The 23,402-nt window shown below is 70.6% G+C and carries 24 protein-coding genes, 1 tRNA gene and 1 riboswitch; of the genes, 19 read left to right on the top strand and 6 right to left on the bottom strand.

The features are described 5' to 3' along the window. Positions 1 to 99 precede the first annotated feature (99 nt). The 9 genes from ACZ4QV_RS08905 (at position 100) to ACZ4QV_RS08865 (ending at position 9,254) form a co-directional block, all read left to right on the top strand. Positions 100 to 1,062, top strand: a complete 963-nt coding sequence (locus tag ACZ4QV_RS08905) for a LysR family transcriptional regulator (protein WP_361149904.1) — start codon at positions 100 to 102, stop codon at positions 1,060 to 1,062. A 108-nt stretch (positions 1,063 to 1,170) separates the two neighbouring features. Next, positions 1,171 to 1,569 (top strand): DUF6479 family protein, encoded by a 399-nt coding sequence (locus ACZ4QV_RS08900; protein WP_361149906.1) that lies wholly within the window; start codon positions 1,171 to 1,173, stop codon positions 1,567 to 1,569. Positions 1,570 to 1,686: 117 nt separating this feature from the next. Beyond that, on the top strand, positions 1,687 to 2,985 hold the full coding sequence (locus ACZ4QV_RS08895) for a cytochrome P450 family protein (RefSeq protein ID WP_467762808.1): 1,299 nt from the start codon (positions 1,687 to 1,689) through the stop codon (positions 2,983 to 2,985). Between the two features lie 223 nt (positions 2,986 to 3,208). Further along, the gene (locus ACZ4QV_RS08890) at positions 3,209 to 4,222 is read left to right on the top strand and encodes a transglycosylase family protein (RefSeq protein ID WP_361149909.1); all 1,014 of its coding nucleotides are present in this window, start codon (positions 3,209 to 3,211) and stop codon (positions 4,220 to 4,222) included. Positions 4,223 to 4,474: 252 nt separating this feature from the next. After that, a riboswitch (cyclic di-AMP (ydaO/yuaA leader) is annotated at positions 4,475 to 4,645 on the top strand. A gap of 1 nt (position 4,646) precedes the next feature. Continuing rightward, on the top strand, positions 4,647 to 5,345 hold the full coding sequence (locus ACZ4QV_RS08885; RefSeq protein ID WP_361149912.1) for a transglycosylase family protein: 699 nt from the start codon (positions 4,647 to 4,649) through the stop codon (positions 5,343 to 5,345). A gap of 438 nt (positions 5,346 to 5,783) precedes the next feature. Continuing rightward, complete coding sequence (gene eno, locus ACZ4QV_RS08880; RefSeq protein WP_361588576.1) at positions 5,784 to 7,070, top strand: phosphopyruvate hydratase; 1,287 nt, start codon at positions 5,784 to 5,786, stop codon at positions 7,068 to 7,070. 151 nt (positions 7,071 to 7,221) lie between these two features. Then, on the top strand, positions 7,222 to 7,671 hold the full coding sequence (locus ACZ4QV_RS08875; RefSeq protein ID WP_361149916.1) for an FtsB family cell division protein: 450 nt from the start codon (positions 7,222 to 7,224) through the stop codon (positions 7,669 to 7,671). Between the two features lie 99 nt (positions 7,672 to 7,770). Further along, positions 7,771 to 8,316: a DUF501 domain-containing protein gene (locus ACZ4QV_RS08870; RefSeq protein WP_361588669.1), complete on the top strand. Its 546-nt coding sequence runs from the start codon at positions 7,771 to 7,773 to the stop codon at positions 8,314 to 8,316. After that, a complete protein-coding gene (locus tag ACZ4QV_RS08865) occupies positions 8,313 to 9,254 on the top strand; it encodes a Ppx/GppA phosphatase family protein (RefSeq protein ID WP_467762723.1) in 942 nt (313 codons plus the stop codon). The genes ACZ4QV_RS08870 and ACZ4QV_RS08865 overlap by 4 nt, the downstream gene beginning before the upstream one ends. A gap of 4 nt (positions 9,255 to 9,258) precedes the next feature. On the opposite strand, the gene ACZ4QV_RS08860 is transcribed toward ACZ4QV_RS08865, so the two are convergent. Then, positions 9,259 to 9,528: a type II toxin-antitoxin system RelE family toxin gene (locus tag ACZ4QV_RS08860; protein ID WP_467762722.1), complete on the bottom strand. Its 270-nt coding sequence runs from the start codon at positions 9,526 to 9,528 to the stop codon at positions 9,259 to 9,261. Continuing rightward, positions 9,525 to 9,797, bottom strand: coding sequence for a type II toxin-antitoxin system Phd/YefM family antitoxin (locus ACZ4QV_RS08855; protein ID WP_361588570.1), 273 nt, complete (start codon positions 9,795 to 9,797; stop codon positions 9,525 to 9,527). The genes ACZ4QV_RS08860 and ACZ4QV_RS08855 overlap by 4 nt, the downstream gene beginning before the upstream one ends. Before the next feature lie 842 nt (positions 9,798 to 10,639). Between ACZ4QV_RS08855 and ACZ4QV_RS08850 the strand changes: the two genes are divergently transcribed. The 3 genes from ACZ4QV_RS08850 (at position 10,640) to ACZ4QV_RS08840 (ending at position 14,764) form a co-directional block, all read left to right on the top strand. Further along, positions 10,640 to 11,506 carry an HD domain-containing protein gene (locus ACZ4QV_RS08850; protein WP_361635876.1) on the top strand — a complete coding sequence of 289 codons (867 nt, stop codon included), beginning with the start codon at positions 10,640 to 10,642 and terminating at the stop codon, positions 11,504 to 11,506. 318 nt (positions 11,507 to 11,824) lie between these two features. Then, entirely contained in the window at positions 11,825 to 13,228 is a 1,404-nt protein-coding gene (locus ACZ4QV_RS08845) for an NAD(P)/FAD-dependent oxidoreductase (protein WP_030021613.1), read from the top strand. Between the two features lie 225 nt (positions 13,229 to 13,453). After that, positions 13,454 to 14,764: a cyclopropane-fatty-acyl-phospholipid synthase family protein gene (locus tag ACZ4QV_RS08840; RefSeq protein WP_361150217.1), complete on the top strand. Its 1,311-nt coding sequence runs from the start codon at positions 13,454 to 13,456 to the stop codon at positions 14,762 to 14,764. Between the two features lie 130 nt (positions 14,765 to 14,894). On the opposite strand, the gene ACZ4QV_RS08835 is transcribed toward ACZ4QV_RS08840, so the two are convergent. Continuing rightward, positions 14,895 to 17,435: an ABC transporter permease gene (locus tag ACZ4QV_RS08835; RefSeq protein WP_467762721.1), complete on the bottom strand. Its 2,541-nt coding sequence runs from the start codon at positions 17,433 to 17,435 to the stop codon at positions 14,895 to 14,897. 47 nt (positions 17,436 to 17,482) lie between these two features. Beyond that, entirely contained in the window at positions 17,483 to 18,262 is a 780-nt protein-coding gene (locus ACZ4QV_RS08830) for an ABC transporter ATP-binding protein (RefSeq protein ID WP_361149932.1), read from the bottom strand. A 427-nt stretch (positions 18,263 to 18,689) separates the two neighbouring features. On the opposite strand from ACZ4QV_RS08830, the gene ACZ4QV_RS08825 reads away from it, so the two are divergent. Then, a tRNA-Leu gene (locus tag ACZ4QV_RS08825) sits at positions 18,690 to 18,771 on the top strand. 90 nt (positions 18,772 to 18,861) lie between these two features. Here ACZ4QV_RS08825 and ACZ4QV_RS08820 read toward each other — a convergent pair. Beyond that, positions 18,862 to 19,410, bottom strand: coding sequence for an STAS domain-containing protein (locus ACZ4QV_RS08820; RefSeq protein ID WP_361149935.1), 549 nt, complete (start codon positions 19,408 to 19,410; stop codon positions 18,862 to 18,864). 344 nt (positions 19,411 to 19,754) lie between these two features. On the opposite strand from ACZ4QV_RS08820, the gene ACZ4QV_RS08815 reads away from it, so the two are divergent. From ACZ4QV_RS08815 to ACZ4QV_RS08795, 5 genes are all read left to right on the top strand, one after another. Continuing rightward, positions 19,755 to 20,045 (top strand): hypothetical protein, encoded by a 291-nt coding sequence (locus ACZ4QV_RS08815; RefSeq protein WP_030021621.1) that lies wholly within the window; start codon positions 19,755 to 19,757, stop codon positions 20,043 to 20,045. Between the two features lie 348 nt (positions 20,046 to 20,393). Continuing rightward, positions 20,394 to 20,795 carry a rodlin gene (locus ACZ4QV_RS08810; protein WP_361149938.1) on the top strand — a complete coding sequence of 134 codons (402 nt, stop codon included), beginning with the start codon at positions 20,394 to 20,396 and terminating at the stop codon, positions 20,793 to 20,795. A gap of 284 nt (positions 20,796 to 21,079) precedes the next feature. Beyond that, complete coding sequence (locus tag ACZ4QV_RS08805; protein WP_031009422.1) at positions 21,080 to 21,313, top strand: chaplin; 234 nt, start codon at positions 21,080 to 21,082, stop codon at positions 21,311 to 21,313. 235 nt (positions 21,314 to 21,548) lie between these two features. Further along, entirely contained in the window at positions 21,549 to 21,857 is a 309-nt protein-coding gene (locus ACZ4QV_RS08800; RefSeq protein WP_361149941.1) for a hypothetical protein, read from the top strand. 136 nt (positions 21,858 to 21,993) lie between these two features. Continuing rightward, the gene (locus tag ACZ4QV_RS08795) at positions 21,994 to 22,395 is read left to right on the top strand and encodes a rodlin (protein WP_030021627.1); all 402 of its coding nucleotides are present in this window, start codon (positions 21,994 to 21,996) and stop codon (positions 22,393 to 22,395) included. A gap of 121 nt (positions 22,396 to 22,516) precedes the next feature. Here the strand turns inward: ACZ4QV_RS08795 and ACZ4QV_RS08790 are convergent, their stop codons facing one another. Continuing rightward, the gene (locus ACZ4QV_RS08790) at positions 22,517 to 22,690 is read right to left on the bottom strand and encodes a hypothetical protein (RefSeq protein WP_361635870.1); all 174 of its coding nucleotides are present in this window, start codon (positions 22,688 to 22,690) and stop codon (positions 22,517 to 22,519) included. Between the two features lie 213 nt (positions 22,691 to 22,903). Between ACZ4QV_RS08790 and ACZ4QV_RS08785 the strand changes: the two genes are divergently transcribed. Continuing rightward, complete coding sequence (locus ACZ4QV_RS08785; RefSeq protein WP_361149946.1) at positions 22,904 to 23,302, top strand: rodlin; 399 nt, start codon at positions 22,904 to 22,906, stop codon at positions 23,300 to 23,302. The last annotated feature ends 100 nt before the right edge of the window (positions 23,303 to 23,402 follow it).

The raw sequence follows: 23,402 nt of genomic DNA, 5'->3' as shown, positions 1-23,402 counted from the left end.
CGCCGGACGATGAGTCCAACACATAGTTTTCATCGCATCCATCGCGAAACACGATGGATGCGCCCCGCCGGCCGTTCCCGGCTGGCTACGCTCCCCGCCATGGAGCTGCAACAGATGCGGTACGTGGTCGCGGTCGCCGAGACCGGCGGCTTCACCCGCGCCGCCGAACGCTGCCACGTCGCGCAGTCCGCGCTCAGCCACCAGATCGCCCGCCTGGAGAAGGAGCTGGGCGCCCGGCTCTTCCACCGGACGAGCCGCAGCGTGCGGCTGACGGCCGCGGGGGAGGCGTTCGTGCCGGCCGCCCGGCAGGCGCTGGAGGCGGCCGAGCGGGCCCGCGCCGAGGTGGAGGCGGCAGTCGGCGAGGTACGTGGCCGGTTGGCAGTGGGGGCGATCTCCACCGTCGCGGCCGTCGACCTGGCCCGCGAGCTGGGCGCCTACCGCGCCCGCTACCCGCAGGTGCGCATCAGCCTGCGCACGGAGATGAGCGAGCAGCTCATCGACCAGGTCCGGCAGGGCTCGCTGGACGTCGCCTTCGTCGGCCTGGTGCCCGGCGCCCGCAGTCCGGGCGTACGGGAGCGGGCCCTGGCCCACGGCGAGCTGGTCGCCGTCGTACCGCCGGACCACCCGCTGGCGGGCCGGGAGTGGACGGACCTGCGGCGGCTGGCCGAGGAGACCTTCGTGGACTTCACGGCCGGGTCGGCGGCGCGCCGCCAGCGGGACGAGGCGTTCCGCGCGGCGGGCCTGACGACCGAGGTGGCCTTCGAGGTGACCACCGTGGAGTTCCTGGCCAAGCTGGTCCGCGCCGGGCTCGGCATCGGCATGGTGCCGCTGGCGTTCGCCGCGGAACTGACCGGGCTGAGCGTGGTGCGCGTCCCCGACGCGCCCGCCCGGGTCGAACGCGTCGTCTGGAGCGCCCGCGGGCCCTCCCCGGCGGCCGCGGCCTTCCTCGACGCGCTGGGCGTGGACCCTTCCGAGCCGGACCCGGGCCCTGCCGTACGCGGGCCGGACCCGGACCCCGTCGTACGCCGGCCGGACCCGGGATCGGCCGTACGGGGGACATGAGCCCGTACCCCGAGCCGGTGACCAGGGCGTTCGCACGGGTGGCGGCCTCCGGGGCGGGCGCCGTGGCCGCCCGCGCATCGTCCCCGCCCGCCCGGGTACCCGGGTCCAATGGCAGCAACGATCGCTTCGACCACACCGGCCCAGGACGTGACCTCCGTCCAGCAGGCCGTGGACTTCACGCGGGACATGGTCGTCGGCACCGGTCCGCTGATCGCCGGGATCGTCATCGTCGCGGGGCTGATCCTCGCCGTGGTCTACGGCAGGCGCCGCCGGGACCGTGAGCCCGACCCGCCCGAGCCGGAGACCCAGCCGACACCGCCCAAGAACCCGACCGGGTACGAGAGCGAGCTGCGCGACCCGAACGAGGTGCCGCGCGACGGCGACCACCGGCTGACCCCGCACGAACTGCCGGACTACGGCAACGCCCCCACCCGGCACGGCGACGACCAGGACCGGGAGCGCAAGCGCTGGCAGGACGGGCACAGCGGGTCCTTCGGCGGGGGTTAACGTCGAGGGGTGCGCCCGCAGACCCCTCTCCCCGCCGAATCTCCCGCCAACCCCGCTGCCGGTCTCCCCGCCGGCGAGCGGCCCGCCGACCCCTCCGGGGCCGGGCCCGCCTGCCCCGTGACCGGCCCCGCGGCCGCCCCCGCCTGCCCCGTGACCGGCCCCGCGGCCGCCCCCGCCTGCCCGGAACTGTTCACCTGGGAGTTCGCCTCCGACCCGTACCCGGCGTACGCCTGGCTGCGCGAGCACGCGCCCGTACACCGGACACGGCTGCCCAGCGGCGTCGAGGCCTGGCTGGTGACCCGGTACACGGACGCGCGGCAGGCGCTCGCCGACACCCGGCTGTCGAAGAACCCGGTGCACCACAGCGAGGCCGCGCACGGCAAGGGCAAGGTCGGCATCCCCGGCGAACGCGGCGCGAACCTGATGACCCATCTGCTCAACATCGACCCGCCGGACCACACCCGGCTGCGCCGGCTGGTCTCCAAGGCGTTCACCCCGCGCCGCATCGCCCGGTTCGCGCCGCGCGTACAGGAACTGACCGACGCGTTCATCGACTCCTTCGCGGAGCGCGGCGAGGCCGACCTCATCCACGAGTTCGCCTTCCCGCTGCCCATCTACGCCATCTGCGACCTGCTCGGCGTCCCGCGCGAGGACCAGGACGACTTCCGCGACTGGGCCGGGATGATGATCCGGCACGGCGGCGGGCCGCGCGGCGGCGTCGCCCGGTCGGTGAAGAAGATGCGCGGCTACCTCGCCGAGCTGATCCACCGCAAGCGCGAGTCGCTGGGCGACGAAGGCGCCGACGACCTGATCTCCGGCCTGATCCGCGCCTCCGACCACGGCGAGCACCTGACCGAGAACGAGGCCGCCGCGATGGCCTTCATCCTCCTGTTCGCCGGCTTCGAGACCACCGTCAACCTCATCGGCAACGGCGTGTACCAGTTGCTGCGCCACCCCGAGCAGCGGCAGTTGCTCCAGAAGGCCGCCGCCGAGGGCGACGAGGAGCTGCTCGCCACCGGCGTCGAGGAGCTGCTGCGCTACGACGGCCCGGTCGAGCTGGCCACCTGGCGCTTCGCCACCCGGGACCTCACCCTCGGCGGGCAGCGGATCGCCGAGGGCGACCCGGTCCTGGTCGTCCTGGCCGCCGCCGACCGCGACCCCGGGCGTTTCCCGGGGCCGGACGTCCTGGACCTGTCCCGCCGCGACAACCAGCACCTCGGATACGGCCACGGCATCCACTACTGCCTGGGCGCGCCGCTGGCCCGCCTCGAAGGGCAGACCGCGATAGCCACCCTGCTGAACCGGCTGCCGGACCTCCGGCTCGGCGCCGACCCGGACGAACTGCGCTGGCGCGGCGGACTGATCATGCGCGGGCTGCGGGCCCTGCCGGTGGAGTTCACCCCCGTACAGAGATGACGCGGTACCCGTACACGCGGTTCCGCGCACCCGCTGTACATGACATCCCGTCAGGCCGTGACCTGCGCGTGATCTCCGCTACACCGGCTTGTGACGGACGGGCCGTCCCGCTACTTTCAACCGTTTGAAAGGCCGGGGCGGGCGGCGCGGCAGCGCACGGGCCACGCAGCCGACGGTGCCGGCCTCTCGACGACAACTCAACCGCCGCTCGAAAGGCAACCGCATGCGCTCCGGGAACGGCCGTCACCGACGCCCCCGCCAGGCTCCGGCCATCTTCGTCACGGCGGGAGTCGCCGGCGGCGCCCTCGCCATGCCCCTGCTCGCCGCGAGCAGCGCCAACGCCGCCGACGCGGCCACCTGGGACCGCGTCGCGCAGTGCGAGAGCAGCGGGGTGTGGAGCGCCAACGCCGGCAACGGGTTCTACGGCGGGCTCCAGCTCACCCAGGAGATGTGGGACCGCTACGGCGGCCCGTCGTACGCCTCGCGCCCCGACCTGGCCAGCCGGTCGCAGCAGATAGCCGTCGCCGAGTCGATCCTCGCCGCGCGCGGCCCCGACACCTGGCCGAGCTGCGCGGTGAACGCGGGGCTCAAGCAGGGGGGCAGCGGGCCGGACGTCGACCCGGGCGGTACGGCGACGCCGTCCCCGGAGCCCTCCTCGCCGTCCCCGTCCACCCCGCCGCCCTCGTCCGAGCCGTCCAAGCCGTCCAAGCCGTCCGGGACGCCGGGATCCGGCGGTACGCGCACCCCGGAGCCGAAGCCGTCGCCCACCGGCCCGGCCGGCACCCCGGACCCGTCCCGTACGCCGGATCCGTCCGGCACGGGCCGTACGCAGGACCCGTCGCGGCCCACCGGCCCGGCCACCCCGGACGACGGCGCCTCCACGAGCCCCACCGCGCCCCCGTCGCAGGGCAAGCACCGCGGCCGGCCCGCCGAGCAGCCCGGCACGGGTGCGGGTACGGGCGCGGACACGGGTGCCGGCGGGGGCACGGGCTCCGGCGACGCGGGCCGGTCCGGCGGGGGGCACCCCTCGCGGGGCGGCGACGCGCACCGTACGGACCCGGGCGCGCCGGGCGACTACACCGTGCGGCCCGGTGACAACCTGTCAGTCATCGCGGCGGACCGCGGGGTCACCGGGGGCTGGCCGGCGCTCTACGCGGCCAACAAAGGCGTCATCGGGGGCGATCCGGACCTTATCCACCCTGGTCAGCGCCTTGAGCTCGGAGACCAGCAGGGATAGTTCGCAGGTATTTGCCCGCTTTGGTGAAAGTGAGACATGGATCTCGTTCGGGACCGCGGTGACCGTCCCGTCCGTTGTTTCCAAACCTGCGGCGACCTGCGGAAATGTGATGATCCTGTGATGTCTGGGGGTCAACTGGCCTCAGATGTAGGGGTTTGAACCCGCGGGGTGTTCCTGTTTACCGTCTTCATCGCTCGCCAAAGCGGGCCCTTCGATCGCACGCCGAATCCTGCCGGTGGTCGGAGGTCACTCGACGCGAGAGCGCCGAAGGCAGGAGCGGGGGACCCAAGGTAAGCGCCGGCCCCGCCCGCGGAAGCGGGTCCAACCGGCTAGGGGTGAAGCCATGTGTGAAGCACACACGGCCGGGCAACTCACATGGCCCGAACCCGACAGCTCACCTCGCAGGCGTCGGTGAGGAACAACCATGCTGAACACCAAGGGCAAGCACCGTCGTCCCTCCAAGGCCGTCCGCGTCGCCACGCTGGCGGGCGTCGCCGGTGCCGCTGTGGCCGTCCCGCTGATGGGCGCCACCTCTGCCTCCGCCGCGGGCAACAACTGGGACGCCGTCGCCCAGTGCGAGTCCGGTGGCAACTGGTCGATCAACACCGGTAACGGCTACTACGGTGGCCTGCAGTTCTCGAACTCCAGCTGGGCCGCCGCCGGCGGTACCCAGTACGCCCCGCGCGCCGACCAGGCCAGCAAGAGCCAGCAGATCGCCGCGGCCGAGCGCCTGCTCGCCATCCAGGGCCCGGGTGCCTGGACCTGCGCCGGCGGCCACCTCGGCCAGGGCAACGCGAACGCCAAGGCCGACGGCGGCTCGTCGCAGGGCAGCAGCTCGCACAAGTCGTACAAGTCGAAGCGCTCCTACTCCGCCCCGCAGAACACCTCGCGCTCCGAGGCCCGCAAGCAGGGCGAGGAGCTGGCCCGCAAGACCCCGGCCCCGGCCCAGAAGTCCACGCCGAAGTCGAACCCCGAGGGCAACTACACCGTGAAGTCCGGTGACACCCTCGCCAAGATCGCCGCTTCCCACGGCAAGAACTGGAAGTCGGTCTACGCGAACAACAAGTCCGTCATCGGCGGCAACCCCAACCTGATCTTCCCGGGCCAGAAGCTGGCCGTCTGAGCCGGCTCCGGTCCTGAGAGATCCCGGGTGACCGTGGCACTCCGTACGTACGGCGGTACGTACGGGCGGCCCGGCTCCCCGGAAGCCGCTCACCCCGGGAATCCGCTCTTCCCGTGAGACTGCCCCGTCACGGCACCTGTCCCCCGCAGGCGCCGCGGCGGGGCTTCTCCCGTTCCCCGGCCCCCCGGGCCACGAGCCCCGGCCGGGCCCGTCCAGGACCCGCCCAGGGCCCTGGAGGCCACCGTCCCGGCCGCTCCGCCGGACCCGCCCCGCCCCCGTCCGCCGACTTCTCCCTTCAGCGAACATTGCACCCATACGTCCCGTGAACAGGGCCTTTGTGGGTGTATTCGGCCCGAGGGCCGGGCTGGCGGCGAGCGGAACCCCCGGAGGCCGTTAGGCTCGTGCTGCAGAACTCCAGACACCCATGAAGGAGACAACGTGCCGTCCATCGACGTCGTCGTAGCTCGCGAGATCCTCGACTCGCGAGGCAACCCCACGGTCGAGGTCGAGGTCGGCCTCGACGACGGCAGCACCGGCCGTGCCGCCGTCCCGTCCGGCGCCTCGACCGGCGCCTTCGAGGCCATCGAGCTGCGCGACGGTGACCCGGCCCGCTACCAGGGCAAGGGCGTGGAGAAGGCCGTCCTCGCGGTCATCGAGCAGATCGGCCCGGAGCTCGTCGGCTACGACGCCACGGAGCAGCGCCTGATCGACCAGGCCATGTTCGACCTGGACGCCACCGACAACAAGGGCTCGCTCGGCGCCAACGCCATCCTCGGCGTCTCCCTGGCCGTCGCGCACGCCGCCTCCGAGGCCAGCGACCTGCCGCTGTTCCGCTACCTCGGCGGCCCGAACGCCCACGTGCTGCCGGTCCCGATGATGAACATCCTGAACGGCGGCTCGCACGCCGACTCCAACGTGGACATCCAGGAATTCATGATCGCCCCGATCGGCGCGGAGTCCTTCTCCGAGGCGCTGCGCTGGGGCACCGAGGTCTACCACACCCTCAAGAAGGTCCTGAAGGGCAAGGGCCTGGCCACCGGCCTGGGCGACGAGGGCGGCTTCGCCCCGAACCTGGGCTCCAACCGCGAGGCCCTGGACCTGATCCTCGAAGCGATCAAGGAAGCCGGCTACACCCCCGGCCAGGACATCGCGCTGGCGCTCGACGTCGCCGCCTCCGAGTTCTACAAGGACGGCGTCTACGCGTTCGAGGGCGAGCAGCGCACCGCCGAGCAGATGACCTCGTACTACGAGGAGCTCGTCGCCGCCTACCCGCTGGTCTCCATCGAGGACCCGCTGTTCGAGGACGACTGGGCCGGCTGGAACGTCATCACCGAGCGCCTGGGGTCCAAGGTGCAGCTGGTCGGCGACGACCTGTTCGTCACCAACCCGGAGCGCCTGGCCCGCGGCATCGAGGAGAACTCGGCCAACGCCCTGCTGGTCAAGGTCAACCAGATCGGTTCGCTGACCGAGACCCTGGACGCCGTCGAGCTGGCCCAGCGCAACGGCTTCAAGTGCATGATGTCGCACCGCTCCGGCGAGACCGAGGACGTCACCATCGCCGACCTGGCCGTCGCCACCAACTGCGGCCAGATCAAGACCGGCGCCCCGGCCCGCTCCGAGCGCGTCGCCAAGTACAACCAGCTCCTGCGCATCGAGGAGATCCTCGACGACGCGGCGGTCTACGCCGGCCGCTCCGCCTTCCCGCGGTTCCGCGTCGCGGACTGACCGGCACGAGCGGGGGCTGAAGCCCCGCGGGCCGCGAACGGCCCCGGAAGCCGTGAATACGTACGTCCCCGGCAGCGGTCCCGTACCGTTGCCGGGGACGTACGTGCTGCGGGCCGGGCCGTCCCGGGCCCGGTGATCCAGGGGAGGCGACGTGTCCGCGGAACGGTTCTCCACCGCGACCCGGCTCAAGGCGCTCGGCGAGCAGGCCGCCGCCCGCGTCCAGAGCGCCGGCCGGCCCCGCCGGGGCCGCCTGACCGGCCGTGCGGCGCTGCTCGCGCTGGTGCTGTGCTCCCTGGTCGTCGCCCTCGCGTACCCCACCCGGCAGTACATCTCGCAGCGCGCCGAGATCGCCGACCAGCGCCGCCAGGCCGCCGAGGCCCAGTTGCGCGCCGACGAGCTGCGCGACGAGAAGGCCCGCTGGCAGGACCCGGAGTACGTACGGCAGCAGGCGCGGCTGCACCTGCACTACGTCCGGCCCGGCGAGACCGGCTTCATCGTCCAGGACGGGTCCGGCACGGGAAAGCGGCGCACCGGCCGGGCCGCCACCGAAGATCCCTGGTACGACAACATCTGGAACGGCCTGGACGCCGCCGACAAGTAGCCTGTCCCGTGCGCGCGCCCGGCCCGGCCCGCCGTACGGCGCCGCCGTCCTCCACCACCGCCACGACCGAAAGCACCCACGTCCGTGTCTGAACACCTCATGCCCCCGCCGCAGACCGAGCGCACCGAGCCCACCGACGCGGACATCGCGGCCTTCAAGGAACAGCTCGGCCGCCCGCCGCGCGGCCTGCGCGCCATCGCGCACCGCTGCCCCTGCGGCCAGCCGGACGTCGTCGAGACGGCCCCGCGCCTGGAGGACGGCACCCCCTTCCCCACGCTCTACTACCTCACCTGCCCGCGCGCGGCCTCCGCGATCGGCACGCTGGAGGCCAACGGCGTGATGAAGGAGATGACCGAGCGGCTGGCCACGGACCCGGAGCTGGCCGACCGGTACCGGGCCGCCCACGAGGACTACATCCGCCGCCGGGACGCCATCGAGGAGCTCAAGAACTTCCCGAGCGCGGGCGGCATGCCCGACCGGGTCAAGTGCCTGCACGTCCTGGTCGGCCACTCGCTCGCCGCCGGCCCCGGCGTCAACCCGCTCGGCGACGAGGCGCTGGCGATGCTGCCGGCGTGGTGGCGCAAGGGCCCCTGCGTGACCCCCTGCACGGACACCACCGAGGACGAAGGAGACCTGACCGCATGAAGCGCGTAGCGGCCGTCGACTGCGGCACCAACTCCATCCGCCTGCTCGTCGCCGACCTCGACCCGGCGACCGGCGAGCTGAAGGACCTGGACCGCCGGATGACGATCGTGCGGCTGGGCCAGGGCGTGGACCGTACCGGCCGGCTCGCTCCCGAGGCCCTGGAGCGCACCTTCGCGGCCTGCCGCGAGTACGCCGCGGTCATCGAGGAGCTGGGCGCCGAGACCGTCCGCTTCGTCGCCACCTCCGCCTCCCGCGACGCCGAGAACCGTGACGACTTCGTGCGCGGTGTGGTGGACATCCTGGGCGTCGAGCCCGAGGTGATCACCGGCGACCAGGAGGCGGAGTTCTCCTTCACCGGCGCCACCAAGGAGCTGACCGGCCGCACCGGCCTCGACACCCCGTACCTGGTGGTGGACATCGGCGGCGGCTCCACCGAGTTCGTCCTCGGCTCCGGCACGGTGGACGCCGCCCGCTCCGTGGACATCGGCTGCGTCCGGATGACCGAACGGCACCTCGTACGGGACGGCGAGATCGTCGACCCGCCCGGCGACGAGCAGATCAGCGCCATGAGGTCGGACATCGCCCGCGCCCTGGACGAGGCGGCACAGTCCGTCCCCCTGGACCGGGCCGCCACCCTCGTCGGCCTGGCCGGCTCGGTGACCACGGTCGCCGCCATCGCCCTGGACCTGCCCGGTTACGACTCCGAGGCCATCCACCACGCGCGCATCCCGCTGACCAGGGTCCGCGAGATCACCCACCACCTCCTGACCGCCACCCACGCGGACCGCGCCGCCATCCCCTCCCTGCACCCGGGCCGCGTCGACGTCATCGGCGCGGGCGCCCTCGTCCTCCTGTCGATCATGGAACGGGTGGGCGCGGACGAGGTCGTCGTCTCGGAACACGACATCCTGGACGGGATCGCCTGGTCCTTGGCCTGAGTCCCTACAGGTTGCGGTAGACGTCCCGCCGGTCGCCCACCTTGACGACGAGGACGATGAGTTCACCCTCGTTGATCTGGTAGGCGACCCGGTAGCTTCCGACCCGGAGCCGGTAGAGCCCTGACGGGCCGGTGAGCTTCTTGACGTCGGCGTCCTGGCGGTACGGGTCGTCACCGAGTGCGGTCAGCGCGGTCAGGATGCGCATGGCGTCGGGTCGGCTGATGGTCCGGAGTTTCCGCTGCGCCGCTGTGGTGAACCGGAAAGCGTACTTCACGCCGTCTCGCCGTCCTGCTCGGTGAACAGGTCCGCGAGCAGTTCCGCCATGGTCACGGTGCTGCCTCCCTCGGCCAGCACCGCTTCGGCCTCGCGCGCCAGCATCACGTCGGCCGCTTCCTCCAACGCTTCGAAGTCAGAGATCGGCACCACGGCCGCCACCGGGGCGCCATTGCGCGTAATGACAGTCGGGACACCTCCCTCCGCCCGGTTGATGTGGTCGGCAAGGTGCGCGCGGGCTTCCCTTACGGTCACGGTGTTCTCAGTCATGAGGTCAGTGTACGCAGTCGCGTGTACACGCGGCGTTCGTCGGGAGTTGCGTTGGGAGGCGATGCTCCACGGCATCGCCTGGTGCTGCGCGTGATACTCCCCGCCCGGCCCGAGACCGGGCGGCCCGTCGCGGACGCTACCGCTTACGGCCCCTCGGAGCCCCACGAACCGCACGGACTCCCGTCATGCCCACGAGCACCCGATTACGTCCGCGAGGCTGCTCCCGGAGATGTCGGGGACGGCCGCTTCGATCGCCTCGCGCGCATACGTCCGAGCATTTCGGGCATCTGCGCGTCGCTCAGGAATCCCCGGAGCGGCGCTGTGGACACGGATGCTGGTCCCGGGAAACTGCCGCACGCTAGGAGCTGTTCGCGGCCCCCGCACACGGGAGCGAGCCATGACGTCGATGCGTTCGCCGATCGGTCCGGAAAGGCTGACGGGGGTGCGGGTTCTCCGCAGCCGGTCCGGTCTCCGGGGGGGGATCACGGGGCACCTCTTCAAGGCCACCGAGAACGCATTCCCTGCACACAGCATGGCCTGGCCGAGTTGCTGGACGTGGACCTCGCGACCGTCCAGGGCTGGGAGTCCGGCCGCCGGTCGCTGGCGGCCGTGCCGTCCGCTCAGTTCTTGCGGATCCGCCGCCACCTGCTCCGGCACGGTGGACGCGTTCCGCAGCCACCCGCTGTCCGGATGGGTGTGCACACGGACGGCCGTCCACATGATCGCTTGGGTGCTTACCGGGGTAACCCCCAAGGCCCTTCCGCGGCCCCGGCGACCACACCGTGCAGGCGCGGACCGTCTCCCATCTCTCCGGCCCTCTCCTGAGGTCCGACGATTCCTTCATGGCGGACCGCACGCCGGTGTGGGACGCGGGCGCGCTGCTCCGCAGCCTCGCGGATCGCCTCGCCCCCGGTCTCGGCTGTGTGGATCTGAACATCCACTCGGTGTGGGCGCTGATCGTGGCTCGTCCGGGGGCTCCGGCCGCTCATCCCGGACTCGTCGTAGACCTGCGGCACCGGGGCGAGCGCCTGCTCGACAGCGGCACCGGTTCCAGGCAGTCCCGGCGCGAGCTCGACGCCGTGCAATACGGGGACCCGGAGACGATCGCCGAGCACAGTTTCCGTACGGCGGTCATCGGTGCCGTGCTGGCGATGATGGAAGGCGCCGATCCGGCGAAGGTCGCGCTGATGTGCACGTTTCACGACACACAGGAGACGCGGGTCGGCGACATCCCGTGGGTCGGCCGGCGCTATCTGAAGGCGGCGAAGAGCGAGGACGTCACGGCCGATCAGGTCGCCGACGCCCATCCGGCGGTCGCGGTGGGTGTCCGGGCGGTGGTCGAGGACTATGCGAACGGTGACTCCCTGGAGGTCGCGGTCGCGCACGACGCGGACGAGCTGGAGTGCATGATCCAGGGGATCGAGTACCTCGAACAGGGCTACCGCAACGCCCAGGAGTGGGGCGGACAGCACGCGGGCGAAGTTGAAGACCGCTTCGGCGGTCGAGCTTGCGGAAGCCGCGCAGGGGATGAGTTCTGCCGACTGGCAGCGGGTGTTCCTGCGCTGAGGCGACGGGGGGCGGAGGTGGCCCGACGGGATGGTGCCGCGGCCGTCGTGGAGGGGGTGGGCGGCTCCTCGTGCGGGCTCGCGGCAGGGCCTGGCGGGGTCTTCTTCGGGGGTGAACGGCCCCTTCCGCGAGAAAGTTCGTGAAACTCTTCACATGAAAAAGGGCCCAACGGGCGGGAGAAACCGGTCGCCTGGCCCTAGTTCTGGAGCCGTAGGCCCCCGAGGTCGCAAAAATGTGCGGTTTCAGTGGTGTTAAAGAGATCCTTACGCACCGTGTGGTCCACCGGGGTCGGAGGGCGCAATCCCTGATCAAAAGGGGTTTCCAACGCTTCGGAGGGTAGCGTGGTTCCCTCTTGGGGGTATGGCGTCGATCACGGGGGCGCGGAGTGTAGCAGATGACCTTCGGAACCTTGTGAAGGGGCTCACGAGGGGTGCCCCGGGTCGGGGTGGATACTCGATTGCATGAGCACCACGGAGCGTCCCAGGATCCTCGTTGTAGGCGGTGGGTACGTAGGTTTGTACGCGGCACGCCGCATCCTCAAGAAGATGCGGTACGGCGAGGCGACGGTCACGGTCGTCGACCCGCGCTCGTACATGACGTACCAGCCCTTCCTCCCTGAAGCTGCTGCCGGCAGCATCTCTCCCCGCCACGTCGTGGTGCCGCTGCGACGCGTGCTCCCGAAGGCGGAGGTCCTCACCGGCCGCGTCACCACCATCGATCAGGACCGCAAGGTCGCCACGATCTCGCCGCTGGTCGGCGAGGCGTACGAGCTGCCCTTCGACTACCTGGTCATCGCGATGGGCGCGGTCTCCCGTACCTTCCCGATCCCCGGCCTTGCCGAGAACGGCATCGGCATGAAGGGCATCGAGGAGGCCATCGGCCTGCGCAACCACGTCCTGGAGCAGTTGGACAAGGCCGACTCCACGACCGACGAAGAGGTCCGCCGCAAGGCGTTGACCTTCGTCTTCGTCGGCGGTGGCTTCGCCGGCGCGGAGACCGTCGGCGAGGTCGAGGACATGGCCCGCGACGCCGCGAAGTACTACAACAACGTCAAGCGCGAAGACATGCGCTTCCTGCTGGTCGACGTGGCCGACAAGATCCTCCCCGAGGTCGGCCCCAAGCTCGGCGCCTACGGCAAGGAGCACCTGGAGAGCCGCGGGGTCGAGGTCTACCTCGGCACCAGCACCAAGTCCTGCGTCGACGGCCACGTGGTGCTGAGCAACGACCTGGAGGTCGACTCCAACACCATCGTGTGGACCGCGGGCGTCAAGCCGAACCCGGCGCTCTCCCGCTTCGGTCTCCCGCTGGGCCCGCGCGGCCACGTGGACACCCAGGCCACCCTCCAGGTGCAGGGCACCGACTACATCTGGGCCGCGGGCGACAACGCCCAGGTCCCGGACCTGGTCGGCCGCAAGGCCGGCAACGAGAACGCCTGGTGCCCGCCGAACGCCCAGCACGCGCTCCGCCAGGCCAAGGTCCTCGGCGACAACGTGATCTCCGGCATGCGGGGCTTCCCGCAGAAGGAGTACAGCCACGCCAACAAGGGCGCGGTCGCGGGCCTGGGCCTGCACAAGGGCGTCGCGATGATCGTCCTCGGCAAGACCAAGATCAAGCTGAAGGGCCGGCTGGCCTGGTACATGCACCGCGCGTACCACGGCATGGCGATGCCGACCTTCAACCGCAAGATCCGCGTCTTCGCCGACTGGACCCTCGGCATGTTCCTCAAGCGCGAGATCACCTCGCTCGGCGCCATGGAGAACCCGCGCGAGGAGTTCTACGAGGCCGCCAAGCCGGCCCCGGCGCCCGCCGCCGCGGCCGACGACAAGGCGAAGAGCGGCGACAAGGCGGAGGCCAAGGCCTCCTGACCTTCCGTCGGGAGTGACGTCCGGCAGCGGACGTCACCCGTACACCACCGCCGAAGGGGCGGCCGCCATCCGTGGTGCGGCCGCCCCTTCGGCGTATTCGTTGTGGCGAAGCGCGGTCGTTTTGCTGTTCCCTTACGAACGAACGGGACTAGCGGGCGCCCGGACGGCGTTTACATGGTGGGTGAAACTGTCTTCGCCCTTCTCGTCAACACGGAGGTGTGCGACATGGCCGACGCCGCTGGACGGCTCTCCAAGCTCGCCGAGGAGGTGCTGGGAGCCCCGCTCCCGGTCCGTATCCGCGCCTGGGACCGCAGCGAGTACGGCCCGCCGGGCGCCCCCACCCTCGTCGTCCGCCACCGTCGTGCCCTGCGCCGCCTCATGTTCAAGCCGGGGGAGTTGGGCTTGGCGCGCGCTTGGGTGGCCGGTGAGATCGATGTGGACGGCGACCTGTACGAGGCGCTGGACCTGTTGTCGGGGATGGTGTGGGAGCGCGGTACGGCGGCGGACAAGCCGCAGCGTGCCGCCGCCCTGCGGGCCCTGGTCAGGCCGGAGATCCGTGCCGCCGCCCGTGACCTGGTGGCCCTGGCGGGCCTTCCCGTACCGCCCAAGCCGCCGGCCGAGGAGGCCCCCAAGAGCCACGGCCCGCTGCACACGCTGCGCCGTGACAAGGAGGCCATCAGCCACCACTACGACGTCGGCAACGACTTCTACGAGCTGGTGCTCGGCCCGTCCATGGTCTATTCGTGCGCGTACTGGGAGAGCCCGGACGCCACCCTGGAAGAGGCCCAGCGCGACAAGCTGGACCTGATCTGCCGCAAGCTGGGCCTCAAGGAGGGCGAGCGGCTGCTGGACGTCGGCTGCGGCTGGGGCTCGATGGCCCTGCACGCCGCCCGCGAGTACGGCGTACGGGTCGTCGGCATCACCCTCTCCGAGGAGCAGGCCACCTACGGCCGCAAGCGCGTCGCCGAGGCCGGCCTCGCGGACCGTGTCGAGATCCGCGTCCAGGACTACCGCGAGGTCCACGACGAGCCGTTCGACGCGATCTCCTCGATCGGCATGGCCGAGCACGTCGGCCGCGCCCGCTACGCCGAGTACGCCGCCGACCTGTACGCGCTCCTCAAGCCCGGCGGGCGGCTGCTCAACCACCAGATCGCCCGCCGCCCGCTGGCGGACGAGGACGCCTACCACGTCGACGAGTTCATCGACCGGTACGTCTTCCCGGACGGCGAGCTGGCCCCGGTCGGCCGCACCGTCGGGCAGTTGGAGGACGCCGGGTTCGAGGTGCGGGACGTGGAGGCGATCCGCGAGCACTACGCGCTGACGCTGCGCGCCTGGGTGGCCAACCTGGAGGCGCACTGGAAGGAGGCGGTGCGGCTGACGACGCCGGGCCGGGCCCGGGTGTGGCGGCTGTACATGGCCGCTTCCGCGCTCTCCTTCGAGCAGAACCGGATCGGGGTCAACCAGGTGCTCGCGGTCCGCACACCGGACTCCGGCGCCTCCGGGCTGCCGCTGCGCAGCCGCGACTGGCGCGGCTGACCCCGTACGGCACACGACGACCCCGGTGGCCGGCCCGCGCGGAGCGGACCGGCCACCGGGGTCGAGTCGTGCGGTGCCCGTACCGTTGCGGCGCGGTACGGGCACCGGCGCGCCGCCGTACGGGCGGCCGCTACTCGGCCTTGATCGCCTCCAGCATGTTCAGCTTCGCGGCCCGGCGGGCCGGCCACAGCGCGGCCAGCATGCCGACCACCGCGGCGAGCGCCAGGAAGACGCCCAGCCGGCCCCACGGGAGCACCAGCTCGTAGGCGGCCATCGAGCCGCCGATCAGCTCACCGGCGGCCCAGCCGAAGAAGACGCCCAGGCCGATGCCGAGGACCCCGCCGAACAGCGCGATCACCAGCGACTCCAGCCGCACCATCCGCTTGATGCCGACCCGGTCCAGGCCGATCGCCCGCAGCATGCCGATCTCCTGCGACCGTTCGAAGACCGACATGGCCAGGGTGTTGACCACCCCGAGCACCGCGACGACCACGGCCATGGCGAGCAGCCCGTAGAGCATGTTCAGCATCAGGTTGATCGTCTGGGCGATGCTCTCGGACACGTCCTTCTTGTCCTTGACGGTGATCGCCGGGTTCTTGCCGAGCGTCTCGGTCAGGGAGTCCTTGGCGGCCTGGCTCGCGCCGTCCGCCGTCTTGACCAGCACCTGCGCGTCGGTGGGGTGCTTCTGGTGCGGGGTGAGCACGGAGGTGTCGAGCAGGATGCCCCGCAGCAGATTGTTGCCCTCGAAGACACCGGAGACGGTGAGGCGGCCCTTCCTGCCGTCCTCGAAGGTCGTCTCGAAGGACGAGCCGACCTGCCAGCCGTGCTGCTCGGCGGTGTCGCTGTCGACGACCGCCCGGTTCGTCTTCGGGGCGCCGAGCCCGTCGAGGGAGCCAGCGGTGAACTTCAGGTTCGTCAGCTCGCCGATCGTCCTGCCGTCGACCCCGGTCAGGGACTCCGTCCCGCCGCCGACCCGGGCGTCGGCGCTGCGCACCGGGCTGGAAGCGGTGACCTTCGGGTCGGCCGCCAGCGTCTTCGCCACGTCGGGGGAGAGCGGGCCCATGGTGGCCATGCTGACGACGTAGTCGGCCTTCAGGGCGTCGGTCGCCATCTTGTCGATGGCCTTCTGGACACTGCCCGCGATCACGGTCAGGCCGGTGACCAGGGTGAGCCCGATCATCAGGGCGGAGGCCGTGGCAGCCGTACGGCGCGGGTTGCGCACCGCGTTCTGGCGGGCCAGCTTGCCCGAGATGCCGAACACGCGCAGGACGGGTGCGGCGGCCGCGATCAGCGGGCGGGACAGCAGCGGCGTCAGCACGAAGACACCGATCAGGAGCAGCCCGGCGCCGAGCCCCATCAGCCCCTTGCCGTCGGTGCCGATCGCGGTGGCGCCCAGCACGCAGGCGATGCCCGCGCCGGCCAGGACCGCGCCGATGGTGTTCCGCACCACCAGGGACTTCGTGGTCGCCGCCGCGTGGACGCTGTTCATCGCGGCGACCGGCGGGATCTTCGCGGCGCGGCGGCTCGGCAGCCAGGCGGCGAGCACCGTGACCACGGTGCCGACCAGCAGCGAGACGACGACGGTGGAGGGGGCGACGACCAGCGGGCCCTCCGGGACGGTGCCCAGGGCGCCGGTGAACGTCCGCAGCCCGGCGCCGATGCCGATACCGGCCAGCAGGCCGGTGACGGCGGCCACCGCGCCGACCACGAACGCCTCGATCAGCACCGAGCGGGTGACCTGGCGGCGGCTGGCGCCGACCGCCCGCATCAGGGCCAGGTCCTTGGTGCGCTGGGCGACCAGCATGGTGAAGGTGTTGGCGATGATGAAGATGCCGACGAAGAGCGCGATACCGGCGAAGACCAGCAGGACGGTCTTCATGCTGTCCATGCTCTTGGCGATCATCTCGGCCTGGTCGTCGGCCATCTTCTTGCCGGTGACCGACTCGGCGGTGTCCGGCAGCACCTTGTCGACCGCGGCCTTCAGCGCGTCCTGGGAGGTGCCGGGCGCGGCCTTGACGTCGATCTCGCTGAACTCGCCGGGCGCGGCGAACAGCTTCTGCGCCGTCGCGGTGTCGAACAGCGCGAGGCTGCCGCCCGTGGCGACCGCGCCGTCGTCGGTGGTGAAGATGCCGGAGATCTTCGCCTCGCGGACCGGGCCGTCGACGGACAGCCGTACGGTGTCGCCGACCTTGTAGCCGGTCTTCGCGGCGGTCCCGGAGTCCAGTGCGATCTCGTGTGCGCCCTTGGGGGCGGTGCCGGACGTCATCGGGAAGCGGGCGTCCTTGCCGTCCGCGCCGGGGTAGTAGTTGCGGCCGCGGGCGCTGGTGCCGTTGCCGGCCTGCCGGCCCTTCTTGTCGGCGATGGCGGTGAACCCCTCGACGGTGCCGGTGGCACCGTCCGCGCCGGGGACCTTCCCGGCCTGGTCGAGCAGCGCCTGGCTCAGCCCGGGGGCCTCGCCGGGCGCGGCGTCGGCGGCGTCCGAGCGGTGCGGCTGGACGGCCACGTCGACGCCGTCGAGGCCCTTCTGCGAGCTCTTCTGCGTGGCGTTGGAGAGGGTGGAGGTGAAGACCAGGGTGCCGGAGACGAAGGCGACGCCGAGCATGACGGCGAGGACGGTCATCAGCAGCCGGGCCTTGTGCGCGAGCACGTTGCGCAAGGCGGTACGGAACATGGTGGGTCCTGGGGGGAGTGGGGCGGTCGGCGGGCTTCCGGTGCGGGTCAGCTGACCCGGCCCCTGGCGTCGAAGCCCTTCATGCGCTCCAGCACCCGGTCGGCGGTCGGGTCGGCCATGTCGTCGACGATGCGGCCGTCGGCGAGGAAGATCACCCGGTCCGCGTAGGCCGCCGCCACCGGGTCGTGGGTCACCATCACCACGGTCTGCCCCAGTTCCCGTACGGAATTGCGCAGGAAGCCGAGCACCTCGGCGCCGGAGCGGGAGTCGAGGTTGCCGGTCGGCTCGTCGGCGAAGATGATCTCGGGCCGGGAGGCGAGCGCGCGGGCCACCGCGACGCGCTGCTGCTGGCCGCCGGAGAGCTGCGCGGGCCGGTGCTTGAGCCGCCCGGACAGGCCGACGGTCTGCACGATGCGGTCCAGCCACTGCCGGTCGGGCTTGCGGCCCGCGATGTCCATCGGCAGCGTGATGTTCTCCAGCGCGGTCAGCGTCGGCAGCAGGTTGAACGCCTGGAAGATGAAGCCGATCTTGTCGCGGCGGAGCTGGGTGAGCTTCTTGTCCTTCAGGCCGTTCAGCTCCGTGCCGCCGATCAGGGCCGAGCCGCGGGATATGGCGTCCAGTCCGGCCATGCAGTGCATGAGGGTGGACTTGCCGGACCCCGAGGGGCCCATGATCGCGGTGAACTCGGCCTGCCGGAACTCCACGGACACCTGGTCCAACGCGACCACCTGGGTCTCGTCCTGTCCGTAGACCTTGGTGAGATCCGTGGCGCGTGCGGCCACAGTGGCGCGGGTGGCGGTGGAAACGCCGGTGTGGGGGGTGGTCACGGGAAGGGACTCCTGTCGAACGTCGGGACCGTGGCAGGCCGGGTGAAAGCGGCCTTGTCCATCGTGGGGGAGACGTGGGCACGCCAACGTCACCCCCCGAGCCGGTCCTGGGGGAGCCCTGGGGCGTAGCGCGGACCCGGCCGGTCATCCCTGGGTATGAGGGGGACCACGAGGGGCCAGGGGGCGGAAGGGCGCCCGAGGGGGCGCACGCAAGGCGTCGAGTTTCCGTCAATCCGGACACGGCTCGCGGCAGGCGCCGGAGCGGCGGGGGTGGGCCGCAGGCATGTGCCGAAGGCCCGTACCAGCCGCTGATGACCCCTCAGTTGCCAATAAAATAAGACAACCTCGGGAAGACGGGCCCCTGTTCGGACGGCACTGCGGGCTAGGCTCGTGCTGCCCCCTTCGAGGTGGCATTGGGGGGTCCCAGGCCCGGATGGTGGAATGCAGACACGGCGAGCTTAAACCTCGCTGGCCTTCGGGCCGTGCCGGTTCAAGTCCGGCTCCGGGCACAGTACTTGATCACCGGTCCGGCGTTCTGCCCGGCTCGGCACGCCGACGACTCGTGGGGCCGGTGAGGCCCGTGGGAGCCGCCCGGACGCTTACGGGGCGGACCGGCCCCGGCTGTCCTGCTGCGGTCGCTCCCGGTCGGCGGGCCGGTACGCGTCCGGGTCGCTGCTCTTGACGCCGTCGCCGTCCCTGCCGTCACTTCCATCAGTGTCGTTACGGCCGTCACCGCCGTCACCGTCGTTGATCACCGCTCCGCCCGGCGGCCAGGACGGGCGGATCTCCTCGGGGACGGCGGCCAGGGCGTGGCCGACGGTCGGGAAGCATGCCAGGGCGTCCACGGCACGGGTGACCAGGAGGACGTGCAGGACGCGGACGCCCAGGGAGGCGAGCAGCAGGCGGCCGTTCATGCGCCGGCACAGCCACTCCAGGGCGAGGAGGCAGTTCAGGCCGCGGGAGTCGCAGAACCGCAGCGCGGTCAGGTCCAGCACCAGGAACCGGTGCCCGGCCGCGATCACGGCCCCCGACTCGTCCAGGAACTGCCGCTCCGCGTGCACGTCCAGTTCTCCGGCCACCCGGAGGACCGCGCACTCCTCGGCGTCGACGACCGTGGTGATCGTCAGGTGCCGCCTTCCTTGAGCCATCGCTCCTCCACGTGTACGCCCGGACCCGGCCGGACTCCCGGGGCGTGTCCCCGTTTCCGTCCAGTGTGCCGGGCGGCGCTCCGTTCCCCGGCGTCGGCACGGGGCGTGCCCGCCGCGCGGGGCCGCCGGCGGGCGCCGGGCCCCGCGGGCCGGTCCCGCATTCGGCGCACCGCGCGAATGCGTCCCGCCGTGGATAGCGCAAGCATTTCCACGGGGGAAACGCTGGTGCTGCAAATGGTCGCACTTCGGACCCGAACAGATATATCACATGGCAGCGCGTGTTCGATCGGATACGGCCGCGGTAGACATCCCGTGTCACATTTCTGCGCACGAGGAGAGAAAGCATGCGCAAGTTCATCGGTCGTACCGCGGGCTCGTTCGCCATCGCCGCCCTTGCCGTCGTCCCGCTCTCGGGCCTGGCCTCCGCCGCGTCGTGGGACGACGCGCCGCGCCTCAGCGCCGGCAACAACTGCGGTGCCAAGTACGGCAAGTTCCACTGTGACCGGGTGCACAAGGAGCACAACGAGTACAACGACAACAAGGCGTACACGTACAACGACAACGACACGTACAAGTTCAAGTACAAGAAGAACGTGACCAAGGTCGGCCTGGCGATCGGCAACGTCGAGCAGTGAGCCGGCTTCCGCGGGACGGGCGGCTCCCGAGCCTGCCCACCCGCTGAGACCAGGAAAGGCCCCGCGTGTCGCGGGGCCTTTCTCTGTGTGGCGGGATTATGGCAGTCGGGACGGGGAATGGCACGGTGGGCGGAGCCGATGGCGGTTTCGCTCATTTTCGCGATTTTGGCGCGGGGGGCCCGAAGTTCGGGACTTTTGCTCGGGGCGTGCGCTCCCGGGCGGACGGTAGCGCGGTGATATGTGTCTACGGTTTCGTGGCATTCGGGTGAACCGGCGAAACTGAACTGGCGGACGCGAGTTGTCCAGGACGCTCCGGAAACGGGCACTCCGCTTCGAGAAGGGTGAATCGTGATCAAGAAGTTCCTGGCCACGACGGCCGTAGCTGCGTCCATCGTCGGCGTCTCGGCCATGGCGGCTCCGCAGGCCATGGCGGTCGGTGACGGTCGTGGCACGTCGACAGCCAACGGTAACGGCGCGGGGCAGGCCTTCGGCAACTCCAACACCGAGGGCGACATGTCGCCGCAGCTCAGCCTGATCGAAGGCACGCTCAACAAGCCCTGCATCGGCATCCCGATCACGAACGTGCAGAACATCGTGGCCCTGGTCAATGTCGGCGTGCAGGACATCCTGTCCTCGGACCAGAACCAGCAGTGTGTCGAGAACTCGACCGAGGCGCAGGGCGACCAGCCGCTGTCGCACATCATCGACAAGCTCCCGCTGCTGTCCGAGAACGGCGTCAACAACAGCTGAGCCGGTCTGCCGTAAAAGGCCCGGGGCGTCGGTTCTCTCCTCCTGAACGGCTCGGGCCTTTGCGCTTCACAAAAGCGCGAGCAGGCCCTGCATTACCCCACTCTTCTATCCGGGCCGCGCTGAACCATTCGGGCGATTCCTCGTGAAAATCGACTTCGCAGGAGTTTCGTCGGCGCGGACGAATCGTTAGACATATTGGTAGCGGTGTTACGGGCGAACTAGAGGGCGCCCGTGCGGCACGAAGGACGTGACCGTTTCAGACTCCGCTGCGGAAAGGGCTGAAAGTGAAGTACGCGAAGGTTGCCGCAGTCGCTGCTGGAACGCTCATGGCGGCTGGAGCCGCCACTCCGGCGTTCGCCGACGCGGGTACCTCGGGCGCCGCCCAGAACTCCCCCGGCGTCCTCTCCGGCAACGTTCTCCAGATCCCGATCCACATCCCGGTCAACCTCTGTGGGAACTCGATCGACATCATCGGTCTGCTGAACCCGGCGTTCGGCAACACCTGCGTCAACGACTGACGCACCGCGTCGAACGGGTAGCAGTGGATGGAGCGAAAGGCCCCGGCGCGCCAGCCAAGCGTGCCGGGGCCCTTCGCGTCGGAGGGGGCCGGGAAGTGGTGAAACGGATGGGTTTCTCTTTCGGTCCGACATCGTTGAACACCGAAAAAGCGGTGGTCCGGAGAGAGCCGGGGAGGCCGCGCGGCGATTTCCGCCGCGGCGTCCGCCAACACCGCTCAGGAAAGGACAGCGGAAAGTGAAGTACGCGAAGACGGCCGCGTTTCTGGCCGGTTCCGTCATGGCTCTGGGAGCGGCGTCCCCCGTTTTCGCCGGTGCACCGGGGCAGGTGCCGAGTTTCAGTCTGAACGGTGGCCTTGCGGACGCGCTGAAGAACAAGCAGTTGGACGGCCGGCAGCTCGATCCGGTGGTCCGGACCGTCGAGAACGCCTCCGGTGATCTACAGAGTTCCCCCGCCACCAAGAAGCTGCTGAACACCGTCGGGGATGTCACGCAGAAGACGCCGGGGCTCAGGGGCGTCGAGGTGGCCAAGCCGGCCAGGAAGTAAGGCCCGGCCCGCTGTACGACTGTGCCGCTCAGTTGTACGCGAAATCATTTGAGTGATGGAGCACAACCAAGCTCGTCACACCGAGTTGTGCAAACTGCCCCGGGTAAAGAGCATCCCGAAACGCGAAGGATCACATATGATCAACAAGGCGCTGGCAACAGTGGCCACGGCCGCTTCCATTGTCGGTATCGCGGCCGCCACCGCCCCAGAAGCATCGGCCGTCGGAGACCACCGCAAGGTCACCACGGTCAACGGAAACGGCGCGGCCCAGACGTACGGCAACTTCTCCACGATGGGGAACATGAGCCCGCAGTTCGCGCTCATCCAGGGCTCCTTCAACAAGCCCTGCATCGCGGTGCCCATCGACAACGTGCAGAACGTCGTGGGCCTGGTCAACGTCGGTGTGCAGGACCTGCTGTCCTCGGACCAGAAGCAGCAGTGCGTCGAGAACTCGACCCAGGTCCAGGGCGACGGGCCGCTGTCGCACCTCATCGACAAGCTGCCGGTCCTCTCCGTCAACGGCACCAACAACCAGTGACGGGTGCCGTCGCCGGGTGACCGGAACGAGGGTCCGCGATGCCGCCGCCCGGCAGCGCGGACCCTTTTCCGTACAGCCGGTTCCCGGCGGCCGGGAACCGGCGCCGATGAAAAGACCGGTGTCAGCCGGTCTCGTCCGGCCGTTCCAGCAGCGCTCTGCGCAGACTCATCAGCGCTTCCAGATCGGCGACCCGCGCGAAGCGACCGAGCAGGGTGTCGACGCCGGCGTCGTCGCCGCGGCGCACCGCTGCGACGATTTCTTCTTTCACGCGCATCGCGTCCACGGGGGCGACCATGCGGTAAGTCTTGTCCTTTCACTGTTCGGCGGGGCCGGGAGAATCGTCCCCGGAACGTGCTGCCGAAAGCCCACACGGAAGAGTGGGATTTCGGGCAGGGAGCTGGAATGTCGATCTGTTCGGGTGATGATGCGCAACTTTCCGGGCTGTGCCGGGTTGTTTCTTACAGGGCTCCCTTCGTCATGGGAGTTCATTTCCTGAAGGGGTTTCGAGATGAACAAGATGATGGCGAGCGTGGCGGTTGCTGCGTCTCTGGTCGGTATCTCCGCGGCGGCCGCTCCGCAGGCCATGGCGGTGGGCGACGGCCGCAACACCGGAACGGCGAACGGCAACCACTCGGCGCAGGCATTCGGCAACGGCGGCACCGAGGGCGACATGAGCCCGGACGCCACGCTCATCGGTGACTCGCTGAACAAGCTGTGCATCGGCATCCCGGTCACGAACGTGCAGAACATCGTGGCCCTGGTCAACGTCGGTGTCCAGGACATCCTGTCCTCGGACCAGCACCAGCAGTGTGTCGAGAACTCGACCGAGTCCCAGCAGGACCAGGCGCTGTCGCACCTCATCGACAAGCTGCCGATCCTCTCCCAGAACGGCGTCAACAACCAGTGACCCGTCCGGCGGCCGTCACCGGCCGCCGAAACCCGTTGAGGGACCGCACGCCGCCCGCGTACGGTCCCTCAACGGCGTCCGGGCACCTTCTCGGCCTCCC

This window comes from Streptomyces sp. NPDC026394 (genome assembly GCF_055567735.1).
The sequence above is the reverse complement of the archived record's forward strand: the minus strand, read 5'-3'. Positions and strand labels throughout refer to the sequence as shown.

Coding starts and splice junctions, on each gene's coding strand:
- ACZ4QV_RS08835 (WP_467762721.1), bottom strand. CDS start 17,435: ATGTTCCGTACCGCCTTGCGCAACGTGCTCGCGCACAAGGCCCGGCTG.
- ACZ4QV_RS08865 (WP_467762723.1), top strand. CDS start 8,313: ATGAAGCGCGTAGCGGCCGTCGACTGCGGCACCAACTCCATCCGCCTG.
- ACZ4QV_RS08845 (WP_030021613.1), top strand. CDS start 11,825: ATGAGCACCACGGAGCGTCCCAGGATCCTCGTTGTAGGCGGTGGGTAC.
- ACZ4QV_RS08815 (WP_030021621.1), top strand. CDS start 19,755: ATGCGCAAGTTCATCGGTCGTACCGCGGGCTCGTTCGCCATCGCCGCC.
- ACZ4QV_RS08885 (WP_361149912.1), top strand. CDS start 4,647: ATGCTGAACACCAAGGGCAAGCACCGTCGTCCCTCCAAGGCCGTCCGC.
- ACZ4QV_RS08855 (WP_361588570.1), bottom strand. CDS start 9,797: ATGACTGAGAACACCGTGACCGTAAGGGAAGCCCGCGCGCACCTTGCC.
- ACZ4QV_RS08785 (WP_361149946.1), top strand. CDS start 22,904: ATGAACAAGATGATGGCGAGCGTGGCGGTTGCTGCGTCTCTGGTCGGT.
- ACZ4QV_RS08790 (WP_361635870.1), bottom strand. CDS start 22,690: ATGGTCGCCCCCGTGGACGCGATGCGCGTGAAAGAAGAAATCGTCGCA.
- ACZ4QV_RS08795 (WP_030021627.1), top strand. CDS start 21,994: ATGATCAACAAGGCGCTGGCAACAGTGGCCACGGCCGCTTCCATTGTC.
- ACZ4QV_RS08905 (WP_361149904.1), top strand. CDS start 100: ATGGAGCTGCAACAGATGCGGTACGTGGTCGCGGTCGCCGAGACCGGC.
- ACZ4QV_RS08900 (WP_361149906.1), top strand. CDS start 1,171: ATGGCAGCAACGATCGCTTCGACCACACCGGCCCAGGACGTGACCTCC.
- ACZ4QV_RS08840 (WP_361150217.1), top strand. CDS start 13,454: ATGGCCGACGCCGCTGGACGGCTCTCCAAGCTCGCCGAGGAGGTGCTG.
- ACZ4QV_RS08870 (WP_361588669.1), top strand. CDS start 7,771: ATGCCCCCGCCGCAGACCGAGCGCACCGAGCCCACCGACGCGGACATC.
- ACZ4QV_RS08820 (WP_361149935.1), bottom strand. CDS start 19,410: ATGGCTCAAGGAAGGCGGCACCTGACGATCACCACGGTCGTCGACGCC.
- ACZ4QV_RS08890 (WP_361149909.1), top strand. CDS start 3,209: ATGCGCTCCGGGAACGGCCGTCACCGACGCCCCCGCCAGGCTCCGGCC.
- ACZ4QV_RS08850 (WP_361635876.1), top strand. CDS start 10,640: ATGGCGGACCGCACGCCGGTGTGGGACGCGGGCGCGCTGCTCCGCAGC.